General features: G+C 73.0%; 18 protein-coding genes. 10 read left to right on the plus strand and 8 right to left on the minus strand.

Annotated elements, in window-relative coordinates:
- Window positions 1–540 precede the first annotated feature (540 nt).
- The 5 genes from GA0074692_RS08035 to GA0074692_RS08055 form a co-directional block, all read right to left on the minus strand.
- The gene (locus tag GA0074692_RS08035; protein WP_091641099.1) at window positions 541–882 is read right to left on the minus strand and encodes a hypothetical protein; all 342 of its coding nucleotides are present in this window, start codon (window positions 880–882) and stop codon (window positions 541–543) included.
- A gap of 17 nt (window positions 883–899) precedes the next feature.
- The gene (locus tag GA0074692_RS08040) at window positions 900–1,481 is read right to left on the minus strand and encodes an RNA polymerase sigma factor (protein WP_091641103.1); all 582 of its coding nucleotides are present in this window, start codon (window positions 1,479–1,481) and stop codon (window positions 900–902) included.
- A complete protein-coding gene (locus GA0074692_RS08045; protein ID WP_091641107.1) occupies window positions 1,474–1,710 on the minus strand; it encodes a hypothetical protein in 237 nt (78 codons plus the stop codon). The genes GA0074692_RS08040 and GA0074692_RS08045 overlap by 8 nt, the downstream gene beginning before the upstream one ends.
- 145 nt (window positions 1,711–1,855) lie before the next feature.
- Window positions 1,856–2,473: a class F sortase gene (locus tag GA0074692_RS08050; protein ID WP_245730227.1), complete on the minus strand. Its 618-nt coding sequence runs from the start codon at window positions 2,471–2,473 to the stop codon at window positions 1,856–1,858.
- 178 nt (window positions 2,474–2,651) lie between these two features.
- A complete protein-coding gene (locus GA0074692_RS08055) occupies window positions 2,652–3,311 on the minus strand; it encodes a hypothetical protein (RefSeq protein WP_141725195.1) in 660 nt (219 codons plus the stop codon).
- 253 nt (window positions 3,312–3,564) lie between these two features.
- Here GA0074692_RS08055 and GA0074692_RS08060 point away from each other — a divergent pair, with 253 nt between their 5' ends.
- From GA0074692_RS08060 to GA0074692_RS08095, 8 genes are all read left to right on the plus strand, one after another.
- Complete coding sequence (locus GA0074692_RS08060) at window positions 3,565–4,071, plus strand: hypothetical protein (protein ID WP_091641120.1); 507 nt, start codon at window positions 3,565–3,567, stop codon at window positions 4,069–4,071.
- A gap of 103 nt (window positions 4,072–4,174) precedes the next feature.
- A complete protein-coding gene (locus GA0074692_RS08065) occupies window positions 4,175–4,591 on the plus strand; it encodes a TOBE domain-containing protein (protein WP_091641122.1) in 417 nt (138 codons plus the stop codon).
- Window positions 4,588–5,343 carry a molybdate ABC transporter substrate-binding protein gene (modA, locus tag GA0074692_RS08070; protein ID WP_091641124.1) on the plus strand — a complete coding sequence of 252 codons (756 nt, stop codon included), beginning with the start codon at window positions 4,588–4,590 and terminating at the stop codon, window positions 5,341–5,343. The genes GA0074692_RS08065 and modA overlap by 4 nt, the downstream gene beginning before the upstream one ends.
- Before the next feature lie 5 nt (window positions 5,344–5,348).
- Window positions 5,349–6,167, plus strand: a complete 819-nt coding sequence (locus GA0074692_RS08075) for an ABC transporter permease (protein ID WP_091641127.1) — start codon at window positions 5,349–5,351, stop codon at window positions 6,165–6,167.
- Complete coding sequence (locus tag GA0074692_RS08080) at window positions 6,149–7,240, plus strand: ABC transporter ATP-binding protein (protein ID WP_091641131.1); 1,092 nt, start codon at window positions 6,149–6,151, stop codon at window positions 7,238–7,240. Before GA0074692_RS08075 ends, GA0074692_RS08080 begins: the two co-directional genes overlap by 19 nt.
- A 75-nt stretch (window positions 7,241–7,315) precedes the next feature.
- Window positions 7,316–8,050, plus strand: coding sequence for a Clp protease N-terminal domain-containing protein (locus GA0074692_RS08085; RefSeq protein ID WP_091641134.1), 735 nt, complete (start codon window positions 7,316–7,318; stop codon window positions 8,048–8,050).
- A 287-nt stretch (window positions 8,051–8,337) separates the two neighbouring features.
- Window positions 8,338–9,285 carry a hypothetical protein gene (locus GA0074692_RS08090; protein ID WP_091641138.1) on the plus strand — a complete coding sequence of 316 codons (948 nt, stop codon included), beginning with the start codon at window positions 8,338–8,340 and terminating at the stop codon, window positions 9,283–9,285.
- A gap of 196 nt (window positions 9,286–9,481) precedes the next feature.
- Window positions 9,482–10,099: a response regulator transcription factor gene (locus GA0074692_RS08095; RefSeq protein WP_091641141.1), complete on the plus strand. Its 618-nt coding sequence runs from the start codon at window positions 9,482–9,484 to the stop codon at window positions 10,097–10,099.
- 56 nt (window positions 10,100–10,155) lie between these two features.
- Here GA0074692_RS08095 and GA0074692_RS08100 read toward each other — a convergent pair whose 3' ends face one another.
- Window positions 10,156–11,325: a S8 family peptidase gene (locus GA0074692_RS08100; protein WP_245730228.1), complete on the minus strand. Its 1,170-nt coding sequence runs from the start codon at window positions 11,323–11,325 to the stop codon at window positions 10,156–10,158.
- A gap of 391 nt (window positions 11,326–11,716) precedes the next feature.
- Here GA0074692_RS08100 and GA0074692_RS08105 point away from each other — a divergent pair, with 391 nt between their 5' ends.
- Together GA0074692_RS08105 and GA0074692_RS35800 are read left to right on the plus strand one after the other, a co-directional pair.
- Window positions 11,717–12,118: a response regulator transcription factor gene (locus GA0074692_RS08105; protein ID WP_245730229.1), complete on the plus strand. Its 402-nt coding sequence runs from the start codon at window positions 11,717–11,719 to the stop codon at window positions 12,116–12,118.
- Window positions 12,067–12,300 carry a response regulator transcription factor gene (locus GA0074692_RS35800; protein WP_245730230.1) on the plus strand — a complete coding sequence of 78 codons (234 nt, stop codon included), beginning with the start codon at window positions 12,067–12,069 and terminating at the stop codon, window positions 12,298–12,300. The genes GA0074692_RS08105 and GA0074692_RS35800 overlap by 52 nt, the downstream gene beginning before the upstream one ends.
- 128 nt (window positions 12,301–12,428) lie before the next feature.
- On the opposite strand, the gene GA0074692_RS08110 is transcribed toward GA0074692_RS35800, so the two are convergent.
- On the minus strand, window positions 12,429–14,234 hold the full coding sequence (locus tag GA0074692_RS08110; protein ID WP_218106593.1) for an ATP-binding cassette domain-containing protein: 1,806 nt from the start codon (window positions 14,232–14,234) through the stop codon (window positions 12,429–12,431).
- Window positions 14,231–15,955, minus strand: a complete 1,725-nt coding sequence (locus GA0074692_RS08115; RefSeq protein WP_091641149.1) for an ATP-binding cassette domain-containing protein — start codon at window positions 15,953–15,955, stop codon at window positions 14,231–14,233. The genes GA0074692_RS08110 and GA0074692_RS08115 overlap by 4 nt, the downstream gene beginning before the upstream one ends.
- Window positions 15,956–16,015: the final 60 nt, after the last annotated feature.

Raw genomic sequence — 16,015 nt, forward strand, 5'->3', positions numbered from 1 at the left:
AACGCGGTGATCACTCACGGAGAAGCAGAGGACACCTATTGTGATCTTCTGTTTGGTGAGACATGGTGGTGAAGGTCGATACGCGCGCGTTGCAGCATTAGGGCAAGAATGGTCAATTGGAGTTAAATGACTATGATCAAGGCGCGGTCAGCCGGCATCGCGGTCGGAACTGCAGCCATGCTCGTCGCCAGCTCGCTGGTGGCCGCTGCGCCTGCCAGCGCGGCCATCGATTGCACGGGAGGGTCCGACCACCAGAATTTGAGACCTACCGGCCCGCTCGTATTCTCCAGCCGCAAGAACATCGCAAGGGATTGGGCGTTGATTCAGGTGTTCTGTTCACGGACGTTGGTGACGTGCCGGGAAGTTTGAAAGGTTGAGGACCTCCCGAGCAGGTGTGGAGCTACCAGACAGCCGCACCTGACCCAGGGAGGTCCTCACGCCTTTCCGTAACGCCCCACTGTCGGAGACCAGCAGGCTGCGCCCAGCCGGCAGGCCGCCACTTCGGACTGTCCGCCCACCGCTACCAGAAGAGTTCGGGCTTCACCGCTCGGCACCTCCGTAGATGCCCTTGGTCGGTGGTCCGTCACCGCAGCCCGGCCGTGATCGGGCACGGTGGCGACCCAGGCTCCTTGGGTCGCGACGGGCTTGGTGCCTGGACGGTACGTGTGAGGGAACAGTGGGAGGGTCGGTGCCGACCAGGGCGGCCAGGCCGGCTTCGGGGTCGACCAGGTCGGCCAGGTCGCCGGCCAGTTCGTCGTACCGGGTGGGAAGCAGGATGTCGTGCAGCCCGGCCTCGACGTCGACCAACGCCGCAACATCCGGTTCGGCCGTACGGAGTTCGGGGTGGACCGCCGCGCGGCGGTCCACCGGTTCCTGGTGCATTTTTCCTCCCCCACCGGTCATCGCCGGTCCGGCTCCTCACGCAGCAGCGCGGCCAGCGTCCGCCGTGCTTTCAGCAGGCTGCTTCGGACCGCCTCGGGCGTCATCCGCAACTGCTCGGCGATCTCGGCCGGCTGGTAGCCCTCCAACGTCCAGGCCATCACCTGCCGCTGCCGGGAGGGCAGGTGACCGAGCAGTCGAAGTTCCTCCTGGCGGGCCTCCCATGCGGCGATCTCGGATGCGGAAGCTCGTAACAGGGGAGTGCGGTCCGCCAGGTCGTCGGCGGGCAGTTCCACCAGGTAGGCCATCCGTCGGGCGTACTCCCGGGAGGCGACCCGGCGGGTCCACGGCCCCGGACTGCGGATGGTGTTCCACTGCTCCAGGGCGCGGCGCATGGTCTCCTGGGCGACGTCCGCCGCGTCCGCAACCGACGCGCCCTGCCACACCAGGAACGCCACCAGCCTGCCCACCTCCTTCCGGTAGAAGTCGCTGAAGGCCGCGACGGTCTCCGGCGACAGGACGTCCCGGCGTCGCGGTGGTGGGACGGTCGGCGCGGCCCGGTGGTCGGTGGGCCTGGTCGATCCCCCGGGGCGCTCAACCACGACGTTCGCCGTCCTTCCGGGACGGCACCGTCAGGGTGCAGCAGGAGCCGTCGGGCCGCAGGTCGCGGACCTGCCCACCGGCGGGTAGCGCCGCGACCAGCGCCACCAGTGTCTCCCCGCGCGCCTGCTCCTGGCGGACCCGCCACTGGAGCCGGATCCACAGTGCCAACACCGTGCTGGCCTTGGCGACGACCGCCAGACCGATCCACCCCCAGGTCACACTGTCCACCGCACCTCACTCCGCTCGTCCGCGACCGTTGCGCGTCGTCGTAGTGAAGAGTCGCGGAAGGAGCCTTCCGTGAACGGCCGTGCCGAAGTTTTTTCCGGAAACCGGGTTCGGGCCGGCATGTCACCGACACCGCGCACGCCGGTGGTCAGGGCGCCAGCGTCGCGTACACCACGATGTTGTCCTTGTACGTCTTCGCTTTCTTGTCGTAGCCGCCGCCACAGGTGATCACGCGGAGCTGCGCCTTGTCGGTGTGGCCGTAGACCTGTTCCAACGGGAGCTTCTTCTTCGGGTAGCGGGCCACCCCGTCGACGATGAAGCGGGCCTTCGTGCCGTCCTTACGGGGCACCTCGATGGTGTCTCCCGGTTTCAGCGCGCCCAGCCGGTAGAAGACCGCCCGACCCGAGGCGCGTGAGTCGACGTGGCCCACGACCACCGAGGTCCCGACCTCGCCGGGACTTGGTCCCAGCTTGTACCACCCGGCCGTCTTGGGCTGGTTCAGCGGTGGGACCGCGATCTGTTGGTTCCGGTCCAGCCCGAGCGGAACGGTCGGCGCGTCGACGCCGATCCGCGGGATTTTGATGCGGGTCGGCTGCGATCGCGGCATCCCGACCGACGTTGGTAGGGGCAACGGGCGGATCGCGGTGGCCTTGAGATCGTCGTCGCGGCGGTCCGAAGCACCGGCCGCGCTGTGGCCCGCCCCGGCGGCCGGCGACGCGATGGCTTCGCCCGGCGTCGACTCCGGTGTGGTGGGTTCGTCCAGCACCGCTGACGGTAGGGACTCCGGCGCGGCGGCGGCATCAGGTTGCGGCGGACCGACCGGATCAGGAGCCGTGGCCGCGACCGTGACCAGTCCTGCTCCGGTGAGCGTGACTAGGGTGACCAGGACGAGGCCAGCGGCACGCCACGGAAAACCGTGGCGGCCGCTGGCGCTCCTGGCCGCCCTAGGCGACCGTGCCATTGGCGGACCGGCGACGCAGCAGCGCGAGGCCACCGATCGCGCCCACGCCCATCATGCTGGCACCGGCCGCCGTCAGAGCACCGGTGTTGGTGTCGAGCGCGCCACCGTCACCGGCCGCGACGGCGGCCGTGCTCGGCAGCACCCAGGCTCCCTCCGGACCCACCTGCGCGCTGGCAGACGCGCCCGCTGACGAAGCAGCCGCGCTGGTGCCGGCCTCGGTCATCCTGAGGATGTCGGTGAGCAGATTCCTCTTGACCTCCACGTCCACGTCGATGTCACGGATGCAGACGACGATGTTGTCGACGTTGCCGGACTGCTGGATGCTGTTCGACGCCGCATTCGCGGCGCCCAGGTTGAAGGTGACGACGCTGTTCACGATGACGTTGTTTCTGATGACCTGAGCGATGTTCTGCTCGTTGACCTGCTCGTTGGACGCGCAGGTGACCCCGTTACCGCTCTTGTCCTGCACGTCGAACGTCTTCGGCGTGTCGTCCGACTTCTTCGACACCGGCCCCTGGGTCGAGCCCCTGGGATCGTGCCCCCCGTCGCTCGCGGCGAGAGCGGCGGCGGGCGCGGCGAGCAGGAGGGCGGCGCTGCCCAGCACCACCCCGCCGCCGAGCCTTGTGAACAACTTCATAGACATATTCCTCACTCCTTCTGGTCGGCTCAGGAGGACGAGCCATGACGAAACGCTAGACCGATTCATACGGAAAAAGAGGACTTCTCGGGGTTTCGTAACAAGTCGCGCCATAGTTGCCATAATTGGTCGGTTCATCCCTGCTTGGGAAAGTAAGGGCTGTTCTGCCCACCTGGCTTCGGTGGTGGCCGAGGTCCCCCTGCCACCTGCGCGGCTCCAGGGGGTGTGGCGGTGGGCGCTCCGGTGCGACCATCGCGCGATGAGGGTCGACATCCGGTTGCTCGTCCGTGGCCTGTTCGGTTGCCTCGCTGTGGCCGTGGCTCTCGTAGCGGTCGTCCTGGCTGTCCCTGATCCGTCCGACCCCCCGGCGGTGACCTCCTGGCAGCCACCCGACGGCTACCAGCTCGCCGACACGGTGTCCCTACCGGACGATCGCCGCCTACGACTGTGGACCGGCGACTCCGGCTGGTACGTCGACGCGCTCCGCGCCGGTCGACGCGAGGCGGGGGTCGGTGCCCGGGGCGGCGGTGACCAGTACTCCGCCAGTGAGGTCCTCGGTGGCCTGGTCGTCCGGGTTCCGGTGGCCGGTGCCCGGACGCTCACGGTGCGAGCGGCCGGTGAGACCAGGAACGGGACGGTCCACGCCGGAACGGTCCTGGTGCCGGCGCCGCCGGCCGGCGTGGGCACGGTCCTCGTGACACCGCTCGGTGCCGACGGGCTGCCCCTCGGTGGGGAGACAGTCGTGCCGATCGTCGGCCGGAGTTGACACTTAACCTCTCGTATCTGCGACGCAGATCACCGGGAATCGCCGGCTTCCGCGAGGTGAATCAGGCCTATTGGCTGGCAGATGCGGGCGTTAGAGTGCCCGGGTGAACAGTTACCGGATCGGGGAGGCCGCCGAGCTGCTCGGCGTGAGCGCCGACACCGTACGCCGCTGGGTCGACGGAGGTCGCCTGCCGGCCGGGCGGGACGCGCACGACCACCGGGTGATCGACGGGGTCGAGTTGGCCGCGTTCGTCCGGGCCCAGGCTGCCGAACCGGACGAGGGGACGGGGTTCTCCTCCGCGCGCAACCGGCTGCGGGGCATCGTCACCGCCGTGGTCAAGGACGCGGTGATGGCGCAGGTCGACATCCAGGCCGGTCCGTTCCGGATCGTGTCGCTGATGAGCCGGGAGGCCGTCGACGAGCTGGACCTGCGGGTCGGCGCGGTGGCGGTGGCCGTGATCAAGTCGACCACGGTGGTGGTGGAGCGTCTGTCGGTGACGCGGGGGAGGGCAACATCGTGAGGGTGCGCAGCGTGCTGGCCGGCATGGTCGCGTTGGCCGTGCTGACTGGGTGCGGAGGCAGCAGCTCGGCCGAAGGAGAAGAGCAGACCGTCACCGTCTTCGCGGCGGCGTCCCTGACCGACGTGTTCACCACCATCGCCAGGGAGTTCGAGGCCGACCGGCCGGGCACCGAGGTACGCCTGACCTTCGCCGGCAGCTCCGCCCTGGCCACCCAGATCAACCAGGGCGCCCCGGCGGACGTGTTCGCCTCGGCCGCGCCCGCCCCGATGCGTACCGTCACCGACGTGGGCAACGGCGACGGCACGCCGGTCACCTTCACCCGTAATCAGTTGGTCATCGCGGTGCCGAAGGGCAACCCGGCCGGGGTCGCCGGGCTGGCCGACCTGACGAAGCCCGGAGTGAAGGTCGCGCTCTGCGCCGAGCAGGTGCCCTGCGGCGAGGCGGCGCGCACCGCGCTCGACACCGCCAAGGTCGCGCTCACCCCGGTCACCCTGGAACAGGACGTCCGGGGCGCGCTGGCCAAGGTCACCCTCGGTGAGGTGGACGCCGCCCTGGTGTACCGCACCGACGCCCGGAGCACGACCGACGTGCAGGGCATCGAGTTCCCCGAGTCGGCCCACGCGGTCAACGACTACCCGCTGGTCGTACTGCGGGACGCCCCGAACCCCGACGGCGCCCGGGCCTTCGTCGAGCACGTGCTCTCCGAGCGGGGACGGGCGACGCTCACCGACGCCGGCTTCCAGTCCCCGTAGCGTCGATGGGGTTCCGTGCCGCCGCGGCGACCGTCCGCGGGTCGGACCGGCGGGTGCCGATCACCCTGCTCGTGCCGGCCCTGCTCGGGTTGCTCTTCCTGCTCCTGCCGCTGGTCGGGCTGCTGGTCCGCGCACCCTGGACGGATCTGCCCCGCCGGCTCGCCGACCCGGACGTGCTCACCGCGCTGCGGCTCTCCCTGGTCTCGGCGACCCTGGCCACCCTGCTCTGTCTCCTGCTCGGGGTGCCGCTGGCCTGGGTGCTCGCCCGGGTCGCGTTTCCCGGCCGGCGGGTGGTCCGCGCCCTGGTCACCGTCCCGTTGGTCCTGCCGCCGGTGGTCGGCGGCGTGGCGCTGCTGCTGGTGTTCGGCCGGCGCGGCCTGCTCGGTGGCTGGCTCGACGCGACGTTCGGGATCTCGTTGCCGTTCACCACGGCCGGTGTGGTGCTCGCCGAGTCCTTCGTGGCCATGCCCTTCCTGATCATCGCGGTGGAGGGTGCCCTGCGGGGCGCGGACCGCCGCTACGAGGAGGCCGCCGCGACCCTCGGCGCCGGACGCTGGACCACCTTCACCCACGTCACGCTGCCTCTGGTGGCGCCGGGGGTGACCGCCGGGGCGGTGCTCTGCTGGGCCCGCGCCCTCGGTGAGTTCGGCGCGACGATCACCTTCGCCGGCAACTTTCCCGGCACCACGCAGACCATGCCGCTCGCGGTGTACCTGGCGCTGGAGAACGACCTGGAGGCGGCCCTGGTGCTGAGTCTTGTGCTGCTGGCCGTCTCGGTCACCATCCTCGCCGCGCTGCGCGACCGATGGACGGCTGGCCCGTGACCGCCGCCGTGGGCGGGTTGGACGCGCATCTCGTCGTCGAGCGGGCCACCTTCCGGCTGGACGTCCGGCTGCGGGTCGCCGCCGGGGAGGTGGTCGCCCTGCTCGGCCCGAACGGGGCCGGCAAAACCACCGCCCTGCGTGCCCTGGCCGGGCTGCAACCGCTCACCGCCGGGCACGTCACTCTCGACGGCCGGGACCTCGACCGCCCAGCTGCCCGGTCGTGGACCCCGCCGGAGCGTCGCCGGGTCGGCGTGGTCTTCCAGGACTACCTGCTCTTCCCGCACCTGAGCGCGGTAGAGAACGTGGCGTTCGGGCCCCGCCGGCAGGGGCTCGACCGGCGGGCCGCCCGTACGCTGGCCCGGGAGTGGCTCACCCGGGTAGGCCTGGCCGAGCACGCCGTCCGCCGGCCCCGGCAGCTCTCCGGCGGCCAGGCGCAGCGGGTGGCGCTGGCCCGGGCGCTGGCGGTCCGTCCGGCGCTGGTCCTGCTCGACGAGCCGCTCGCCGCGCTCGACGCCCGGACCCGCCTGGACACCCGCACCGAACTCCACCGGCACCTGGCCGCGCATCCGGGTGCGGCGCTGCTGGTCACCCACGACCCGCTGGACGCCCTGGTGCTCGCCGACCGGCTCGTCGTCGTCGAGGCGGGGCGGGTGGTGCAGGAGGGCGACGCGGCCACCGTCACCGCCCGTCCCCGTACCGACTACGTGGCCCGGCTGGTCGGGCTCAACCTGGACCGTGGCGACGCCGCCGGCCACCGGGTCCGGCTCCGCGACGACCTGACGCTGGAGGCCGCCGACCGGGTCCGCGGGGAGGCGTTCGTCGCCTTCCCGCCGTCGGCGGTCGCGCTGCATCCCCGCCGGCCACCGGACGGTCCGGCCAACACCTGGGCGGCCAGCGTCGCCGGGGTCGAGCGGCACGGCGACAACCTGCGGGTACGCCTGGACGGTCCGCTCCCGGTGGCCGCCGACGTCACCCCGGCCACAGCCGCCCGGTTGCGACTCGTGCCGGGCCAACCGGTCTGGGCCGCCGTGGCGCCCGCGCAGGTGCGCGCCTACCCGGTGGCGGAGGTCTGAGCGGAGTGGAACCCTGACGGGGAGTAGCGTCAACCTGTGGTTGACTCTGGGCGATCGTCAACCTATGGTTGACGCATGATGGATTCCGTTCCGCAGAGCAACCCGGTACGCCTCGACGACCTGATCGAGGCGATCAAGCGCGTGCACAGTGACGCGCTCGACCAACTCAGCAGCGCGGTGGTCGCCGCCGACCACCTCGGCGAGGTCGCCGACCACCTGATCGGCCACTTCGTCGACCAGGCCCGACGCTCCGGAGCCTCCTGGACCGAGATCGGCCGGAGCATCGGAGTCAGCAAGCAGGCCGCCCAGAAGCGCTTCGTCGCGAAGGGGGGCGAGGCACCGATGGACCCGAGTGAGGGATTCAACCGCTTCACGCCGCGGGCCCGCCACGTGGTGGTGGCCTCGCAGGACGAGGCCCGTGCTGCGGGTAACCCGCAGATCGGCACGGAACACCTGACCCTGGGGCTGCTCGTCGAGCCGGAGGCCATCGCGGCCAGGGTGATCGTCGGGCAGGGGGTCACCCTGGAGGCGCTCCGCGAGGCGGTGACCGCGACGTTGCCGGCGGCCGTGCCGGACGTGCCGGGTCTGATCCCCTACAACGCCGAGGGCAAGAAGGTGCTGGAACTGACCTTCCGGGAGGCGCTGCGGCTGGGCCACAACTACATCGGCACCGAGCACATCCTGCTCGCTCTTCTCGAACAGGAGGACGGCGACGGCGTGCTCACCGGCCTCGGCATCACGAAGCCGGCGACGGAGGCCGCCATCGCGGCGGCCATCGACGCCGCCGTCCAGGCCCGTACTGCGGGCTGACCTGTCCCGGGCGCGGGCGTCCGAGGGCGCCCGCGCCCGGTGTCGCGGGTGGCTCATTACCCGCACCCGGCGGCGCGCGGGAGGTAGTCGTCGGGTATCCGTCACGCGGATAGTCGCTGTGTGCTACCACCCGATCACGGAGCTAGGATGTGCGGACGTTCCCCCCGGAAGGGTCGTCCCCCTTGCGCCGTGCCGCGATCAGTCCTCCCTCGGCCCCGAACCCGGGGTGCGTCGCCCTGTTCGGGCCGGCGGGGCCGGGCCGCCTCGTCCGTGCGACGGTCCTCGTCGTGAGCGGCGTCGGCGCCGCCATGCTGGCCGTGGGCCTCTTCGACGCGCCGGCCCGCGCGGAGACGCGCGGGCCGGCGGTACGCCCCGCTGACCTGGTGGTCCGCCTAGGGCAGCTCGAACCGGGCGGAGTGTCCACCGCCGCGCGCCGCGAGGCCGCCGCGCCGACCGGTGTCCCGCTGTCGACGCTGCGTCCGGCCCCCGCCGGCCGGAGCCGTCCCACCCTCGATGCGGACCGCCCGGACGATGTTCGGCCGGTCCTGCGGAAGGCGCCGCCTCGGAGCATCGGGACGCGACCGCCGCCCGCGCCGCTCCGGCCCGGCGTCGTGCCACGGATCCTGCCGCCACGTTCCGATCCGCTGGGTCCTCCGGCGGTACCCGCCGCCGGGCCGGCGCGGCCGGTCGTACCCACCTCACCGGTCAGCCTGGATGCGGGTCCGCTACGGTCTCTGCTCGGCCAGGTCGCCGACCTGGCCGGCAGGCTTATCACGTCCATCCTCGCCCGGCCCGATGGCACCACCGGCCCGGCGCTCCCGCCGGGCTCGGCCCCGCCGGTGCCGACGCCCGTGCCGTACGAGGAGCCGGACGGGGTGCTGGCGCCGGGTCTGGTGACCACGTCTCCGACAGTCCACTTTGGAGACACGATCCCGCTGTCCGTCTCCGGTGCCCGATGGGTCCGGTCCGCTGGGCGACACCCGGCCGTTCCCGTCTGTCCGCCTCCGGTGCCCGCCGGGCCGATCGGGTCCGCCGAGTCGGTTCCTGGCGACGCTTCCGGGATACCCGTCGCACCCGACGACGAGCGGGCCGCCGCCGGCAGCGGCACCCGGACCGCGGTAGCCCTGCCGCCGACGCCGGCCGGCCCGGTCCGGTGGACCGGTCAAGCCCGTACGGACGTCCCGACGGCCCCGGCCCGGGGGCGCTCTCCCGCTCCGGCCGCCCGCCCCGGCTGAGTGCGGCCTTCCCGTTGTCCGCCCCGAGCTGGTGGAACCGCCCGGGCGACGACGGGGTGCGTGGGCTTTCCACCTGTCCAGAGCGGACGCGTCGGAACCCGAGGGCTGAATACTTCCGCGTGCGTATCGGCCCCGCCCTCCCATCGGGGAGCCGGCCGGGTGGCCGTCGCGACGCGTACCCGAGATCGGAGAGTACGTGGTGATTCGCGTTGTGGTGGTTGAGGAGATGGGACTGTTGCGCGGTGCGCTCTGCGCCGTGCTGTCCAAGGAGGAGGACATGGAGGTCGTCGCGGAGGTTGCGGACGTCCGTGAGGCGCCGGCGGTGGTACGCCGTAACCAGCCCGACGTCGTCGTGCTGGACCTGGTGCCGGAGTCGCCCGAGTCACCCGGCACGGTCCGGACGATCGAGGAGATCGGCGGTCACGAGCCCCACGCTGCGGTGCTGGCGATGAGCTACCGGTGGAGTCCAGCCGTACTGGAAGCGGCGGTGTCCGCCGGTGCGCGGGGGTTCATCGGGAAGGACGGGCCGTTGGAGGAGTTCGTCCGGATGATCCGGTCGCTCGCCGCCGGGGAACGGGTGATCGACCCGACGGCGGCGAGCGCGGTGCTGAGCCCGTCGAGGAGCCCGTTCACCTCCCGTGAGCTGGACGTGCTGCGCGCCGCCGCCGAAGGGCTGCCGCTCAAGGAGATCGCGCGACGGCTGTTCCTGGCGCACGGGACGGTGCGCAACCACCTGTCGGTGATCCTGCGCAAGACCGGATCCCGCAACCGGATGGAGGCGATTCGTCGCGCCCAGCGGGAAGGGTGGCTCTGACCGTACCGGCGGCGGGGACGGCGGCGGCGCGCCGGCCGTCCCCGCCGGGAGACCCACTACAGGCCGTTGGTGTACAGCATCCGGTTCGGGGTGCCGGCCAGGTTGCCCTGGACGACGCCGCTGGTCGCGGTGGTCAGCAGCCAGTCGTGCAGGGTGCCCTGCGCGACGTCGCCGTTGACGCTCTTGTAGAGCGCGGCCACCCCGGCGACGTGCGGCGTCGCCATCGAGGTGCCGTTGAATACGGCGGTGCTGTTCTTCGGCTGGGTCGACAGGATCGACGAGCCCGGCGCGTAGAGGTCGACGCAGGCCCCGGTGGACGAGTAGCTGGCGCGCTCGTCGGTGCTGGTGGAGGCGGCGACCGCCACCGCGGCGGTCAGCGCCCGGGGCAGCCGGTCGCAGGAGTCGGCACCGGTGTTACCGGCGGAGGTGGCCAGGAACACCCCGGAGTCGATCATCGCGGTGAGCGCGTCGGCCATGGTCTGGCTGTACGGCCAGTTCCAGGAGGTGTTGGCCACGGCCGGCTTGACCGCGTTCGCGGTGACCCAGTCCACCCCGGCGAGCATCGCCGAGGCGGTGCTGCCGCCCTGACAGTTCAGGATCTTCACCGCGTGCAGCCGGACCTGCTTGGCGACGCCGTAGGTCTTGCTGCCGATCGTGCCCGCCACGTGCGTGCCGTGCCCGTCGCAGTCGATGTTGCGCCGGTCGACGGAGTTGTAGTCGAAGCTGGCGCGGCCCTCGAAGTCGGGGTGGCTCACGTCGATGCCGGTGTCCAGCACGTACGCGTGCACGCCGGCGCCGGTGGCCGCAGAGGTGTAGCTGCCCGACAGGGGCAGGGTGCGCTGGTCGACCCGGTCGATGCCCCAGGAGGGCGGGTTGCCCTCGGTGGCGTCGGTGACCACCGTGTCCTGCTCGACGGCGAGGACGGCCGGGTTGCGGCGCAGCGTCTGCACCTGGCCCGGAGTGAGGTCGGCGGCGAAACCGGTGACCGCGCTGTCGTACACGAACCGGGGGCTGGCGGCCAGCGCGCGGGCGAGGCCCCGGGGGTCGGCGTCCGGTCGCAGCCGGACGATGTAGGCGCCCGGGACGGCCTGGACGCCGGGGGTGGCCTGGACCGCCACCAACGGGGCGAGCGGTCCGGTCGGGGGTGCCGCGGTGACCGCCGCCGGTGCGGCGAGCAGGGTGCACCCTGCCACGGCCAGCGACGCCATGAGGAGCTTGGGTTTCACATTGCCTCCCATACGCCCAGCTGTCATCGAAGGATGGCGATGATCTCCTGGTGTGAGCACGCTAGGACAGGCTGTCGTCCCCGGTCAATGGATCATCCTTCGTTGACTTGGTCACTGGGGGTGTCGACCGTTCTCCGCCGCGTTGCAACGTCCGCGCAACCGACTTTCGGGTCCGATCGGTCATTGTGGAACTCATCCGACTGGTCGACGCTACCGGCCGAACGTCTGATTCTGTATTGTCCATTCGGGATAGGTGGTGATCCGTTCGGGGGAGTCCACCGGTGTTCCGCATACGCCGGCGTTGGTGCGCTGTGCCGTGTCGGCATCACATCGGGTGATGGATCGTTGACCTCCGTGCTTTCCGGTTGGTGTCCAATTCGGGAGGAAATGCGTGATCCGTACGTTGCTCGCCCTCGACGGCACCCTGATCCGCGGCGCATTGGCGCTGGTGCTCGCCGCCGAGCAGGACATCAGCGTGGTGGCCGAGGTGGATCGCGGCGACGAGGTCCATTCGATGCTCTGGACGAAGCTGCCCGACGTGGCGGTGGTCGACCTCGACCTGATCGACAGCGGCGGGGCCGGCACCGTCGGACCGTGCCCGATGCTGGTCCTGGCCGACCGGCGTCGGGTCCGGGGACTGCACCACGTACTCGTCGGCGGGCGGACGGTCGGCGTTCTCGCCAACGACGTCTCCCCCCGCCGGGTGGTCGACGGCGTGCGTCGGCTCGCCCGGGGGAGACGGTGGTCGACGCGGAGCTGGTGCTCGCCGCGCTCACCGCCACCAGCCCGTTGACCGGGCGGGAGACCGAGATCCTGGCACTCACCGCGGCCGGGGCGACGGTCGCGGAGGTCGCCGTTTCGCTGGGCCTCTCCCCGGGGACGGTGCGCAACCACCTCGGCCGGATCACCCGGAAGGCGGGCGCGCGCACCCGGGTGGAGGCGGTCCGCGTCGCCCGTGACGCCGGCTGGATCTGACCAGCCCGCACCGCCTGGGGCCTGGAACCGGCCGGTGGCGTTCCCGGCCTGCCCGGGCCCCGTGCCGGTGACCTGGGCGCTGCGCTCTCCGGTCCGCCCGGTCGGTGCGGGTGAGGCCGGGTGTCGTCTCAGGCCGGCCCGGTCCGGGCCGGTGAGCCGGCCGGCGGGGACGCGGGCGCCCCGTCCCAGTAGCCGACCAGTTCCCGGTAGGTGGCGGAGCGGGCGAGCACCTCCCGGTGGTCGCCGAGCACCGGCGGGCCGCCGTCCAGGACCAGCACCCGATCGGCCCGTAGCGCGGACGTTATCCGGTGCGCGATCACGATCAACGTGCCGGCCCGGTGGGCGAAGGCCCGTTCCACCACCGTCTCGGTGGCCGGATCCAGGTGGCAGGTCGCCTCGTCCAGGATGGCCAGCGGGGCGGGCGCCAGCCAGGCCCGTACCGCCGCGATCATCTGCCGTTCCCCGGCGGAGAGGGCCGTCGGCACCACCGTCGCGGACAGCCCACCCAGCCGGTCCGCCAGTGTCCGGCCCCCCAACGCCTCGAGCGCCGCCATGAGGGCCGCGTCGTCCGCGTCGGGGCGCAGGTAGCGCAGATTGGCCGCGAGGGTGCCGCTGAACACGTACGCCTCCTGCGGCACCAGCACCCGCAGCCCGGCGAGCCGACCGGCGGTGACCGCGCCGACCGGCGTACCGGAGATCTCCACCGCGCCGGACTCCGGTCGGACCAGCCCGGACACCAGGGCGGCCAGGGTGGACTTGCCCGCCCCGCTCGGCCCCACCACCGCGAGGTGCTCGCCGGGGGCGAGGGTCAGCGAGAAGTCCGTGAGCACGGGCCGGGCGCGTGGGCCGTACCGGAAGGTCAGTCGGCGAACCCGCAGCGCCGGGTGGCTGGCGGAGGCGGCTCGCGGCCCCGCGTCGGCTGGTGCCGGGCGTGGGACCCGAGCGTCCGGCGGGCTGGTCCGCAGGATCCGCTCCAACGTCACCACGTACCGCAGCCCACCACCGCCCACCCCCTGCACCAGGGCGCGCAGGGCCGGTTGCAGCCCGGTCGAGACGTAGACCAGCGCGCCGAGCACCGCCCCGGCGGTCACCCCCCGCGCCACCAGCCACGGCGCGGCGAGCACCAGCACCGCCAGCGGCGTCCAGCCACCCAGGCCGATACTGAGGCTGCGCAGCGCGGTCATCCGGGCGACCGTCCGCTCGGCGTCGGCCTGCGCGGCGATCCGCGTCGCGACCCCGGCGACGACCCGGTCCTGCGCGCCGCAGGCGAGCACGTCCCGGTGACCGGCCAACGCGGTCCCCGCCGCCTCGCCGAGCGCCTCGCCGGTCCGCACGTACCGGCGCTGGTGGACGACCATCGCCGGCAGTCCGGCGACGAACACCGCCAGCCCGGCCAACAGCGGCGCGGCGACCAGAGCCGCGACCAGCGGGGCCAACGCGACCAGCCCGAGCAACGCCGAGACAGCGGCGAAGAGGAAGCCGCGCACCACCATCAGCAACCCGCCGAAGGAATCCCGGACCACCTCCACCTGCTGGGTCAGGCGGGCCACCGCCGCGCTCCCCGGCCCGGTGCCGCTGGTGGTCGCCGCGCGCAGCGCGCCCCGCACCACCCGGTCGGCCAACTCGTCGCGGAACGGCTCGACCACCGCTCCGAGCGCCCGGTACACCCCGCCGGTGGCCGCCGCGCCCACCAGCACCGCCAGCGCCAGGGCACCGAGCCAGGCCAGGCCGGTGCCGAACCGGTTGGCCAGGAAACCCTGGTCCACCGCGCGGGCGACCAGGTAACCGGAGAGCAGGGCCGGCAGCGCCTCGGCGGTCGACCAACCGGCGAGCCGGCCGAGTTCCCGCCGCCGGGCGCGCAGCGTCCGGCCGGTCTCCGCGAGCACCCCGGCGGGCCGTTGGTCCGGCCCGTCCTCGGTGGGAGAGCCGGTCACGGCGCGCCGTCCCCGGCCTGGAAGACCGCCCGGTAGGCCGGGTCCGACCAGAGGTGACGGTGCGGGGCGAGCGCCCGCAACCGCCCACCGTCGAGCCAGGCCACCAGGTCGGCCGCCGCCGCCGTCGCCGTCCGGTGGGTGACCACCAGCCGGGTACGCTCACCGGCCCGTCCGGCGACCGCCCGGGAAACCCGGTGCTCGGTGGCGGTGTCCAGGCTGGACGTCGCGTCGTCGAGGACGAGCAGCCGTTCGGCGGCCAACGCGCGGGCCAGTCCCAGCCGTTGCGCCTCGCCGCCGGAGAGCGGCGCCCGGTCCAGCGGGGTGCGGAAGCCCTCCGGGAGGCGGCTTACACAGTCGTCCACCGCCGCCGCGCGGGTCGCCGCGAGCACCGGGGGAGTGGCCAGGGCGTCCGGTGACGGGGCCGCCGCAGCGGCGGGCAGCGCCAGCCCGACCGCCTCGTGCACGGTCGCGCCGACCAGGACCGGCCGCTCGAAGGCGTACCCCACCGCGCGGCGCAGCGCCGCCGGGTCGAGCCGGTGCAGCGGCACCCCGTCGAGCAGCACCTCACCGGCGTCCGGGTCGTACAGCCGGCCGGCCACCGCCGCGAGGGTGGACTTGCCCGATCCGGATACGCCGACCACGGCGACCGTGCCACCGGCCGGCACGGTCAGGTCGACCCCGGCGAGGATCGGCTGCCCATCGTCGGTGTGGACGGTGACGCCGCGCAACGTCAACTCGCCCCGCCCCTCGGGCAGGGGCCGGTCACCGGCCGGGGCGGCCGGCAGGTCCAGCGGTTCGGCGAGGCGGCGTGCGCCGGCGCGGACCCGGACCAGTCGGTTGAGGGCGGCCACCGCCGCGCCGAGTCCCGCGCCGAGGGCCGCGTACCGCACCGCGGCGACCAGTTCGCCGGTCGTGAGCCAGCCGGCGGTCAGCCCGTACCCGCCGACGGCGATCACGGCCAGGGTCAGTAGCGGTGCCACGGCGGCGGTCCGGGCGCCCGCGCGGGCCAGCAGCTCCCAGCCGCGCCGGCCGTGTGCGCCGAGTTCGGGCAGCGGTTCGAGGATCCGTTCCCGTTCCCGGTCGACGGTGGCGGCGGCGGCGACGGTGCGCGCCCCGCCCAGCGACTCGAGCAGCCGGCCGGCGATCGTGCCGAGGATTCGCTGGTAGGCGGTGGTCACCGTGGAGGCGTCGGTGACGAAGGCGCGCAGCAGCACGGCCAGCAGGAGCAGCCCGGCGAGCAGGGTCAGGCCGAGCACCGGCGCCAGCAGGGTGAGCGCGACCACGCTGCCCAGCGGGGGGATCACCGCCACCGCGCCGAGGACCACCGCGTTGCCGGCCTGCCCGGCGTCGGCGGCCTGACCGACCAACCGGGTGACCAGGTCACCCACCGGGTGCCGACGAGCCTGCCGGACGTCCAGGCGGAACAGGTGGCGCAGCAGGTGGTCGCGGAGTCGGCCGGTGGCCCGGGCCGCGCCGTACCCGGTGGCCAGGTCGCCGAGCGTGTCGGCGACGATCAGCAGCGCCACCAGCGCGCCGGCGAGCAGCGGCCACCAGCGGGACCCGTCGCCGAGGGCGGCGTCCACCGCGAACCCGAGGGCAGCGGGCAGGAGCAGTTCGGCGGCCGCGCCGAGCAGGGCGACCCCGGCCAGGGTGATCGTCCACCCGCCGCCGTGCCGCACCGACCGGCGGACCAGTTGGTCCCCGGGTGACCGCGTCCCCATTCGTCCTCCAGACACGCGTGCGCCCCGGGCGGGTACGTCTACCCGCCCGGGGCTCGCTTG

Origin of the sequence: Micromonospora pallida (genome assembly GCF_900090325.1) — a bacterium.
Classification (GTDB): domain Bacteria; phylum Actinomycetota; class Actinomycetes; order Mycobacteriales; family Micromonosporaceae; genus Micromonospora; species Micromonospora pallida.